The sequence below is a fragment of the Terrisporobacter othiniensis genome, assembly GCF_000808015.1.
Taxonomy (GTDB): Bacteria; Bacillota; Clostridia; order Peptostreptococcales; family Peptostreptococcaceae; genus Terrisporobacter; species Terrisporobacter muris.
In genome coordinates, this window is sequence record NZ_JWHR01000126.1 from 1 (window position 1) to 11,283 (window position 11,283).

The 11,283-nt window shown below is 29.2% G+C and carries 8 protein-coding genes and 2 rRNA genes; all 10 read right to left on the reverse strand.

The window, feature by feature from the left end; all coding sequences use genetic code 11:
• Window positions 1-207 (reverse strand): 16S ribosomal RNA (locus QX51_RS15960); the annotation flags it as partial.
• 384 nt (window positions 208-591) lie between these two features.
• A complete protein-coding gene (locus QX51_RS15965; RefSeq protein ID WP_039680900.1) occupies window positions 592-1,218 on the reverse strand; it encodes a YesL family protein in 627 nt (208 codons plus the stop codon).
• An 81-nt stretch (window positions 1,219-1,299) separates the two neighbouring features.
• Window positions 1,300-2,412 (reverse strand): ABC transporter ATP-binding protein, encoded by a 1,113-nt coding sequence (locus tag QX51_RS15970; RefSeq protein WP_039680901.1) that lies wholly within the window; start codon window positions 2,410-2,412, stop codon window positions 1,300-1,302.
• Window positions 2,413-2,450: 38 nt separating this feature from the next.
• Window positions 2,451-3,485, reverse strand: coding sequence for a LacI family DNA-binding transcriptional regulator (locus tag QX51_RS15975; RefSeq protein WP_039680902.1), 1,035 nt, complete (start codon window positions 3,483-3,485; stop codon window positions 2,451-2,453).
• A gap of 64 nt (window positions 3,486-3,549) precedes the next feature.
• Window positions 3,550-5,031, reverse strand: coding sequence for a 4-alpha-glucanotransferase (gene malQ / locus QX51_RS15980; protein ID WP_039680903.1), 1,482 nt, complete (start codon window positions 5,029-5,031; stop codon window positions 3,550-3,552).
• Window positions 5,032-5,056: 25 nt separating this feature from the next.
• Window positions 5,057-5,914, reverse strand: a complete 858-nt coding sequence (locus tag QX51_RS15985; RefSeq protein ID WP_052233111.1) for a carbohydrate ABC transporter permease — start codon at window positions 5,912-5,914, stop codon at window positions 5,057-5,059.
• Window positions 5,914-6,759, reverse strand: a complete 846-nt coding sequence (locus tag QX51_RS15990; RefSeq protein ID WP_039680904.1) for a carbohydrate ABC transporter permease — start codon at window positions 6,757-6,759, stop codon at window positions 5,914-5,916. The genes QX51_RS15985 and QX51_RS15990 overlap by 1 nt, the downstream gene beginning before the upstream one ends.
• Before the next feature lie 276 nt (window positions 6,760-7,035).
• Window positions 7,036-8,379, reverse strand: a complete 1,344-nt coding sequence (locus QX51_RS15995) for an ABC transporter substrate-binding protein (protein WP_039680905.1) — start codon at window positions 8,377-8,379, stop codon at window positions 7,036-7,038.
• A gap of 203 nt (window positions 8,380-8,582) precedes the next feature.
• Window positions 8,583-10,841, reverse strand: a complete 2,259-nt coding sequence (locus QX51_RS16000; protein WP_074080268.1) for a glycogen/starch/alpha-glucan phosphorylase — start codon at window positions 10,839-10,841, stop codon at window positions 8,583-8,585.
• A 334-nt stretch (window positions 10,842-11,175) separates the two neighbouring features.
• A 5S ribosomal RNA gene (gene rrf, locus QX51_RS16005) occupies window positions 11,176-11,283 on the reverse strand; the annotation flags it as partial.

Below are 11,283 nucleotides of genomic sequence, written 5' to 3' on the forward strand. Positions count from 1 at the left end.
CGCCGGAGCTTTGATAAGAGAAACATGCGAATCTCTTATGTTATCCTGTATTAGCATACCTTTCGGTATGTTATCCATGTGTATGAGGCAGGTTACCCACGCGTTACTCACCCGTCCGCCGCTCTTCTCCGAAGAGAATCGCTCGACTTGCATGTGTTAGGCACGCCGCCAGCGTTCATCCTGAGCCAGGATCAAACTCTCATAAAAAATTTGTCCATCGCTCAGACTAATCATTATCTGAATATCTGGCTTGGTTTGTTTGCTGTTTCAGTTTAATTCTTAAAGAATTAATTTATTGTTAACCTACTGTTTAATTTTCAAAGTTCTTTGCTTGTTTCAGCTTCTTTATTTTACCAAAGCTGTTTTTCTTTGTCAACCACTTTTTCAAGAAGTTTTTTGTTGACGTTTTGTCCCTGTCTCAAGGACAAGTAATACTATATCATCATATCAATTAATCGTCAACACATTTTTTAAAACTTTTTTAAATTATTTTAATTTAGTTTATTAGAGCCATCATAAGCATTGATATTCTCTACCTTTTAACAAAAGGAAATATAAAGAATATCTTTAATTCTCCACATTTCCTTTTTACTAGTTTATAAATCTATTAAATATTTTTTCAAAAAATATAGAGTTTATATATGTTATTATTCCAAACCCAATTACTGTGTAAAAAAATATTATATGTCCCCAATACATATTAAATAAATTAATTAGTAATAATGGACTTAAATTTAAGGCTACCATCATTAATGTATAAGGTAAGTTTTGTATAGATATAAGAGTAGAATTTATCATAGTATTTTTTATAGTATTTTCAAACTTAGATATCATTGGAAATACATATGTAAGTGTAAAAATATATATTATACTTATCATAGTAAATACCAACTGTAAAGCCTTACTAATTGATTCATTTAAAACTAATCTAGATATATAGAAATCAAATAATAATACTCCTCCTATTATTAACATAACAGTCCATACTATTGTACTAGTTTTAAAGTTTTCTTTGAACCTTTTTATAAACTCTTTTACTATATATGGTTCTTTATCTTTTGCCATCTGCATCGCAACAGAGTACGTAGCTGTAACTGACGCCCCTATAGTTATAATTGGCAAGCATGCTACTATACATAATAAGTTAAGTATAACTATATTAGTTATCTTTCCTAGAACCTCAAAAAATTTGTTGTCATATCTGAATAAATTCCCCATAAAAAATCCTTCCTCTTAATTCAAAAAGTATTAAATAAAACTGCCATAGTTATTATTATAGCAGTTTATTTTATATATTTATTAATTTGTTATTACTATCCCAGTTTCATTATCAAAAACATGAACATTCTCCATATCAAATTTAAACTTCACTTTGTCACCTACTCTCGCTGGAGTTGTAGCCTTTACTCTTGCAGTCATAGGGAATTGTTCTATATTAAAGTATAAGTATACCTCTGATCCTAATAATTCATATACATTTATAGTAGTTTCAATTTCTCTTCCTGTACTTTCTTCGTTTAATTCAGTTAAATCGTGCACATTCTCTGGACGTATACCCATAGACACTACTTTATTTACATATCCACCATCAATTAAGGCTTTACCCTTAGCTTCTGGTAGTACTAATTCATGCTTTCCTACTTTTAATGTAATTTCTTTATCATTTTTGCAGACTGTTGCATCTAAGAAGTTCATTTGAGGAGAGCCTATAAACCCAGCTACAAATTTATTTTTTGGCGAGTTGTATAGGTTTTGTGGCGTATCAACTTGTTGTACTACACCATCTTTCATTACTACAATTTTTGTACCAAGAGTCATAGCTTCTGTTTGATCATGAGTAACATATATCATAGTTGCTCCTAATCTTTCATGCAGTTTAGATATCTCTGTACGCATTTGAACTCTTAATTTAGCATCAAGGTTTGATAAAGGCTCATCCATTAAGAATACTTTTGGTTCACGAACTATTGCTCTACCCATGGCAACCCTTTGTCTTTGTCCTCCAGATAATGCCTTAGGTTTACGATCTAATAATTTTTCAAGATCTAGTATTTTAGCAGCATATTTAACTTTTTCATCTATTATTTCTTTTGGAACTTTCTTTAATTTTAGCCCAAAAGCCATATTATCATATACACTTAAATGTGGATATAAGGCATAACTTTGGAATACCATTGCTATATCTCTATCTTTAGCTTCCACATCATTTACTACTTTATCATCTATTTTTAAAGTCCCTTTACTTATATCTTCCAGTCCTGCTATCATTCTTAATGTTGTCGATTTACCACAGCCTGATGGACCTACGAATATTATAAAGTCTTTATCTTCTATTTCTAAATTAAAATCTTTTACAGCTTCAAAACCATTTTCATATATCTTACTAATATTTTGTAATGATAAGCTTGCCATTTTTTAATCCCCCTCATATACACTTAATGATACTAAAATTATTTTCTTAATTTAGAAGTTGACTCTCTAACAATTAATTCCCCTTCGAAAACTCTATGCTGATTTTTAGTCTTCTTGTTAATTAAATCAAATAGTATTTTAGTAGTTTCTCTTGCCATTTCTTCCACAGGCTGACGTATGGTAGTAATAGAAGGGTTATAATAATATGTCATATCTAATCCATCAAATCCTACAATAGAATAATCCTGTGGAATTCTTTTTCCACTTTCCAATATAGCTTTACTTGCTCCAATTGCCATACTATCAGAAATAGAATAAACTGCTGTAAACTCCTCTCCTGACGCTAATAGTTCTTTCATCAGCTTATATCCATTTTTTATAATTTGAATATTTTCATTATTATCAGTATGTCTGATTAGATTTTCATTTATAGGAATATTCCTATTTATTAATGCATTACGATATCCTTGTATACGCAATTTACTAATACTTTGATCACTTTTACCAGCAGCTAAAATTGCAATTTTTGTATGACCTTGGTCACATAAAAAGTTAACTACTTTTTCACTTTCATTTTTATCATCTACACATACTGATGAGTATAAATTTTTATCTACATCACCTGCTATAGCTATTGTACTTAAAACAAAAGGTACATTAATTTCTTTTAGTTTCTCCTCTTGATGAGAGAAATTTCCTCCAAGAAATACAATTCCTTTTAGTCTTTTTTCTTTTATAAGCTCTAAAGCCACTTCAACTTCATCTTGGTTCGAATCAACTCTATGTAATATAAAGGAATATTTTCTATCTTGTATTTCTTCTTCAAATACTTTTATCATATTTTGAAAAAATGGGTTGTCTATCCCTTTTATTAATACTGCTATGGTTTTAGTATCTAAAAGTTTTAAGTTTCTAGCACTTTTATTTGGAACAAAGTTACTTTCTTTTATAACTTCCATTATCATAGTTCTAGTTTCTTCACTTATGTCAGGATGATTGTTAATGGCTCTTGAAACTGTGCTTACTCCGACACCACATATCTTAGCTATATCTTTAATTGTGATTGCCTTCATATTAACACTATCCTTTCATTATTGTATTTTGCTATATCAGTTTATCACATAATAGACACTAAAATTATATCCTTGCATATAATTTAGTTAACATCTTTATTTTCTTTATCATTTTCTTAGAGAAGCAATCTTTCTCCATTCTCCATTTCCAGTTCCCACCTAATGTTGAAGGTGTATTTATCCTTGCCTCTGATCCCAATCCTAAATAATCTTGAACTGGTATTATACAAGTATCTGCTACACTTCTCATAGCTAAACATATAAAATCCCAATGTATAGCATTATCACGAGTATATTTGTTATTCATATAATTAATAGACATTCTTTTATCTTCTTTACTGATTTCTTTATACCATCCACAAATAGTATTATTGTCATGTGTTCCAGTATAAACTATACAATTTCTATTATAGTTATGAGGTAGGTAGTCACTATCCTCTCTTGAGTCAAAAGCAAACTGTAGTATTTTCATACCAGGATATCCTGTATCTTTAAGAAGTTGTTGTACACTTTCTGTTAAAAATCCTAAATCTTCTGCTATAATGTCTACTTTTCCTAACTCCTCTTTCAAGTATTTAAATAATTCTATCCCAGGTCCTTTTTCCCATGTACCATTTACAGCAGTCAAATCTCCATATGGTATAGAGTAATATTCATCAAAACCTCTAAAGTGATCTATTCTTACAATATCATATAATTCAAATGACTGTTTTATTCTTTTTATCCACCATTCATAATTGGTAAACTTATGATATTCCCAATCATATAATGGATTTCCCCACAACTGACCTGTCTCACAGAAACTATCTGGTGGACACCCTGCAACAGCTGTTGGTATACAATCTTTGTTTAATTGAAACAGTTCAGGACTTGCCCATGTATCTGAACTATCTAACGATACATATATCGGAATATCTCCTATAATAGAAATTCCTTTTTTATTTGCATAAGCTTTTAATTTATTCCACTGATTAAAAAATAAATATTGTAAATACTTATAAAACTCAATTTCTTCTTGTAATCTTTTTTCATATATTAATATAGCTTCTTCTTTTCTTTCTCTTATATCTTCATCCCACTCTATCCATGACTTTCCATCATATGAATCTTTTATTGCCATATATAATGCATAGTCATGTAACCACCATTTATTTTTTTCACAATACGCATTAAATTTTTTACTTAAACCTATATTACTTCGTTTATATGCCAACTTTAATATTTTAAATCTTGATAAATAAACTTTTTCATAATCAATATATTTCTGATTATCTCCCCAGTCATAACTATTACACTCATCCTCAGATAATAAGTCCTCTTTAACTAATTCATCTAAGTCTATAAAATATGGATTACCTGCAAAAGTAGAAAATGATTGATATGGAGAGTCACCATATCCAGTAGGGCCAAGAGGCAGGATCTGCCATAAACTTTGGCCTGCTTCGTGTAACATATCTATAAAATCATAAGCCTCTTTTGAAAAAGCTCCTATACCATATTTTGATGGTAAACTTGCAACAGGTAATAACATCCCACTTCTTCTCATGATGTCCCTCCTATAATACTTTTTGTTATCCTTTTACAGCTCCAGCAACAACACCTTCTATAATGTGTTTTTGACAAACTAAGTAGAAAATTATTATTGGGATAATAGCTAACACAAGCATTGCCATCATAGCTCCCATATCTCTATTTCCATTTGATCCTACAAGCATTTGAATTACTACCGGAATCGTTTTATATTTTGTAGATAAACCTATAACTAGATAAGGTAATAAGTAGTCATTCCATATCCACATTGCATTTAATATAGCAACTGTTATAGATGTAGGCTTTAATATTGGTAATACTATGTAGAAATAAGTTTGTAATGGATTACAACCATCTATCATAGCAGCTTCTTCTATTTCTAATGGTATTGATTTAACAAATCCACTAAACATAAATACTGATAAACCTGCCCCAAAGCCTAAGTATAAAGCAATCATACCTACTGGATTTGCTAAGTTTAATGTATCCGCTAATTTTACCATAGGGAACATTACCATTTGGAATGGTACTATCATTGAAAATACAAATAAGTAGTAAAGAGTACTTGTTAATTTACTTTTTACTCTTGTTATATAATAAGCAGTCATAGATGTGAAGAATATTATTACTACAACTGATCCTATTGTTATAAAAAATGACCATCCTATAGCACTTAAAAACCCTGTTCTCTCTAATCCATTAATATAATTTGTAATTCCCACAAATGTCTCTGGTGTAGGAAATGCAAACGGATTATCACTTATAAAAAACTTACCTTTAAATGAGTTTATAACTATAAATAAAATAGGAGCTAAAAATACTACTACTAATGCACAAAGTATTAAAAATGTAATACTATTTCCCATGCTTTTTTTTCTTCTTGGAACTGCGTTTTGCATTATTGTTCTACCTCCCTCTTTCTAGTGTAATACAATTGAGTAAGAGCAATAAGAGCTACTATTATAAAGAACATAACGGCTTTTGCCTGTCCAACACCTTCAAAGTTATTTCTTCCATAGAATGAATTTACTATATTCAGTGCTAACATTTCAGTTTTGTGCATTGGAGCACCATTAGTTAAAGCTAAGTTTTGATCATATAGCTTAAAGCTATTTGATAGCGTTAGAAAGAGACAAATTGTTATAGATGGCATTACCATTGGTATTGTTACATGTCTTAAAGTTTGCCATTTTGTTGCTCCATCAATTTTTGATGCTTCTATTAATTCTGTAGGTACATTTTGAAGGCCTGCTATATATATGATCATCATGTATCCTATCATTTGCCAGTTCATTAATAATATTAATCCAATAAGTCCATACTTTCCATTAGCAACTAAAGTTATTCCATAGTTTGCTAGAACAGCATTTATCATTGATTGCCAAGTATAACCTAGCACTATACCACCTATTAAATTAGGCATAAAAAATACTGTACGGAAAAAGTTTGTTCCTTTTATCTTCTTTGTTAATAAATAGGCAAGTGTGAATGCAATTATATTAACAGTTACTATAGATATAATCGTAAAGAAAGTTGTGAAACCAAATGATTCTAAGAATCTTTGACTTGGCTCAAATGCTGTTATATAGTTTTGTATCCCTACAAACTTTGCATTACTTACTGTAGTAAAATCACAAAATGATAAATATAATCCTGTTATAAATGGAATTATAAATGCTATGGAGAATGCTATCACTGTTGGTAATAAAAATACAGCAAAATATTTTTTCAATGTTTTTTGCATACTATACCTCCTATTATTAATAAAAAGTAAGTGCTATAAAATAATCTTAGTTAAATAAAAAGCTTAGACCATAAATATTATTACCTCATAATTTAACTAGGACTTAATCCTTAATTTAGTTTAACGGTAATATACTGTTATTTATGGCTAAGCCTTTTCTATCTTGAATTAATTTAATTTTAATATCTTTAAAATAGTTCTAGATCATTATTTTATTAATAGTCTATCAACTTTCAAAAATACACTTACAAGTATTAATGTTTTTATTAGTTATATTTATTTAGCTGCTTCTTTTTCGCTAGCCCACTCATCAACTACTTTAGTTTTAACATCTTCCCACTTCATATTTCCATTAGCATACTCAAGTAAAGCTGCACCAAAGTCATCTTTGAATGTTTGACTTGGGAATGATACGAAGTTCCAGTCTACATTATATAAATCTTTATTTCCTAAGTATCTTAAAACTTCTTGAGCTAAAGGATCTTGTGGAGTTTCAGCATCTTTGAATGTATCAAATGGAGCTATAAATCCTAATTCTTCAGTTACATGTTTTTTACCAGTATCAGAAGTAAATAACCACTCAATGAAAGCTATAGATGCTTTTTGATCAGCTTCAGAAGCTTTGTTGTTTATAGAGAAGAAGTTTTCAGTTCCTATACAAAGACCTTGTTTTTCTTCACCTTTAACACCAGTGTATATAGGCATGAATTTAACATCTTCTTCTTTAACAGTATTTCCTTCAACTTCTGCTATTTGTCCCCATCCCCAGTTACCATTTTGAACCATAGCTGCTTTACCTAAAGCGAATTCAGCCATTGAATCAGATACTGTTTTACTTCCTAATAAAGTAGGTTCACAAGTAGAATTATTTATGTATAAATCAAATATATTTTTATATTGATCAGCATAAGTAAAATCTATCTTGTCTAAATCAGTTACATCTTTATCTTTGTATTCATAGTATATAGGTAAGTTAGCTAAATGAGTTTGCCATCTCCAGTCTTCACCAGGAGTTAAAGATGTAGAAGCAAATACACCATCTATTCCTAACTTATCTTTCTTAGCTTGCATATCTTCAGTTACTTCTTTTAATTTATCAAAGTTATTTATTTCATCCATAGATTTAGCTTTTGCACCATCTAATTTGAAGTATTTTTCCATTATTGCGTTGTTATATATTATTCCATATCCTTCTTCAACGTAAGGTATACCATATACTCCATCTCCATCTTTAACAGCCATATCCTCATTTAATAGGTGTTTATATAATTCTGTATCTTTTAAATCAAGAGTATAATCTTTCCAAGCTTGGTATCCTACAGGTCCATTTATTTGGAATAATGTTGGAGCATCTTCCTTAGCTATTTCTGATTTTAAAGTTTGTTCATAAGTACCACTTGCAGCTGTAACTACTTTTACTTTTACACCAGTTTCTTTTTCATAATCTTCAGCTATCTTTTTCCATTGTTCTTCCTGCTCTGGTTTGAAGCTTAAGTAGTATACTGAACCTTTTTCATCACCTTTAGCCGCATCATCAGAAGATGATGAACAACCAGTTAATGCTACAGTTGCCATAACTGCAGATAAAGCAATTGTTAAATACTTTTTAAGTTTTATCATGATATTTCCCCCTCATATATTTTAGTCTTCCTCCGGAAAGGTTTCCGATAACGTTTCCGATAACGTTTTCCTTCCCTGTTAATAAAATAGTAACACCCATTCTTTTAAAAATCAATAAGTTTTACTATATCTTTTTAATTATATAAAAGTGACTATGTGAACATATAAGTTAATATTATACAGTGGACATAGCCACTAACTTTCTACTTTAATTTCCAAATATCATTATTGTATTCATCAATAGTTCTATCAGATGAGAAATATCCAGCTTTGCTAATATTAATCAACATTCTCTTTGACCATTTCTTCCTATTTTCATATTCTTTAAATGCTTCTTCTTTTTTATCACAATATGATTGGAAGTCTAATAACCCCATAAACCAATCCTTTTTAATTATTTCTTTATATAACCTTATAAGGTTTTCTTCACATCCAATTTGCATAAGTTCATCACCAACGATAAAATCTACTACTTCTTTTATATTTTTATTTTTTATATATAAATCAAGTGGATCATAATCTCCCTGTGCATAATGTTTGATTACCTCATAGCTACTTTCCCCAAATATGAATATATTTTCATCTCCAACAAGTTCATGTATCTCAACATTAGCTCCATCTTCTGTCCCAAGAGTTAATGCACCATTTAACATGAATTTCATATTTCCTGTTCCACTTGCTTCTTTTGATGCTAATGATATTTGTTCTGATATATCACATGCAGGTATTAATTTTTCAGCTGCAGTAACATTGTAATTTTCTACCATTACAACTTTTAAATATTTACTTACTTCCTCATCATTATCTATAAGTTGTTGTAAGCATAAAATTAAATGTATTATATCTTTTGCTATTGTATAAGCAGGTGCTGCTTTGGCACCAAATATAATTGTAATCGGTGTTGTTGGAACACTTCCCTTTTTAATTTGTAAATATTTATAGATCACATATAAAGCATTCATATGTTGTCTCTTATACTCATGTAATCTTTTTATTTGAATATCGAATATAGAGTTTTCATTAATATCTATATTTTGAACTTTTTTTAAATAGTTTTTAAGCTCTATTTTATTATTATATTTAATATTTAATATTTCTTTAAGTACTTCCTCATCATCAATATATTTTATTAAATCTTGTAGTTTTTCTGCATCAGATTTAAATCCATATCCTATTAGTTTTCCAATTAAAGCAGCTAATTCTGGATTACAGTGCATTAACCACCTTCTAAAGGTTATACCATTTGTTTTATTATTAAATTTCTCTGGATATATCTCATAGAAGTTATTTAATTCATTATTTTTTAATATACCAGTATGAAGTGATGCAACCCCATTTACACTAAATGTGTAATGTATATCTATGTGAGCCATATGAACATTTTTATTTTTATCTATTATGTATAAAGATTCATCTTTATATTTTTCTCTTACTTTTCTATCTAGTTCTTTAATTATTGGTACAAGTTGAGGAACAGCTTTTTCTAAATATGCTATTGGCCATTTTTCTAATGCTTCTGCCAATATTGTATGGTTAGTATAAGCACAAGTTTTAGATACTATTTCTATAGCTCTATCCATTTCTATTCCTTTTTCAACTAAAAGGCGTATAAGTTCAGGTATAACCATTGTTGGATGAGTATCATTTATTTGTATTACAGCGTAATCATATAAATCATAAAGGTTAGATCCTTTTGCAATACATTCATCTAATATAAATCTAGCTCCATTACTTACCATGAAATACTGCTGGTAAATACGAAGAAGTTGACCTTTTTCATCACTGTCATCTGGATATAAGAATAAAGTAAGATTCTTTTCAACATTTTCTTTATCAAAGTTAATACCACCATTTATTATAGTTTCATCAACTGTTTCAACATCAAATAAATGAAGCTTATTAGTTACGTTATTATATCCTGTAACATTTATATCATATAGTCTAGACTTTAGTGTAAATCCATCAAAGTCAATATCATAAGTTACATCCGTTTTATTTAACCAACTTTTTTTTTCTATCCATTCATTTTTTTCTTCAATCTGTAAGTTATTTCTAAATACTTGTTTGAATAACCCAAAATGATAATTTAATCCTATACCATCTCCAGGAAGTCCTAATGTAGCTATAGAATCTAAAAAACACGCAGCTAATCTTCCAAGTCCACCATTTCCTAAAGAAGGTTCTGGTTCTACTTCTTCTATTTCAGCTATATTTTTTCCATTATTAGCTAGAATTTTTTTAACTTCATCGTATATACCTAGATTTATTAAGTTATTAGATAATAATTTTCCAATTAAAAATTCTGCAGATATATAATATAGTTTCTTTTTCTCTTGCTTTTCATTTACCTTATTTGCTCCAAGGTTTTGTACTATTTCTAATAATGCAAAGTAAATTTCTTCATTTGAACAAGCTGAAATATCTTTATTACACTTAACTTTTAGCATTTGTGATATATTCACAGATAATCCCCTTTCTGATTCACCTTTTATTTTATGGAAACGTTTTCGGTAACGTTACCACAAAACTCAAATCTATTCCTACATTAGAAAATGTTTGAGTTATACAATTAATATTAATTATGCGCTTTTAGAATCATTGTTTTAAAGTTATTATAGTTTATAAACTTTTATTTTACAACAATATTTAATCTATAATTTTTTTTATTTATTATTTTTTATTTTAATAATACTTTTATTTGTATATAAGCCTTATGTAGTGTATAATATAAATTTTATTTGTAAGTAAAAAAACATACCAATTAGGTATGTTTAAATATTTATACAAAAAAAGATTACGTGGCTACGTGCTACTCTCCCAGGGGGTCGCCCCCCAAGTACCATTGCCGCTCAAGAGCTTAACTTCTGTGTTCGGGATGGGAACAGGTGTATCCTCTTTGCTATA

Excerpts from the sequence above, each read along its gene's own strand:
- malQ (WP_039680903.1), bottom strand. The coding sequence starts at position 5,031 with ATGAGAAGAAGTGGGATGTTATTACCTGTTGCAAGTTTACCATCAAAA.
- QX51_RS15965 (WP_039680900.1), bottom strand. The coding sequence starts at position 1,218 with ATGGGGAATTTATTCAGATATGACAACAAATTTTTTGAGGTTCTAGGA.
- QX51_RS15995 (WP_039680905.1), bottom strand. The coding sequence starts at position 8,379 with ATGATAAAACTTAAAAAGTATTTAACAATTGCTTTATCTGCAGTTATG.
- QX51_RS15970 (WP_039680901.1), bottom strand. The coding sequence starts at position 2,412 with ATGGCAAGCTTATCATTACAAAATATTAGTAAGATATATGAAAATGGT.
- QX51_RS15975 (WP_039680902.1), bottom strand. The coding sequence starts at position 3,485 with ATGAAGGCAATCACAATTAAAGATATAGCTAAGATATGTGGTGTCGGA.
- QX51_RS15985 (WP_052233111.1), bottom strand. The coding sequence starts at position 5,914 with ATGCAAAACGCAGTTCCAAGAAGAAAAAAAAGCATGGGAAATAGTATT.
- QX51_RS15990 (WP_039680904.1), bottom strand. The coding sequence starts at position 6,759 with ATGCAAAAAACATTGAAAAAATATTTTGCTGTATTTTTATTACCAACA.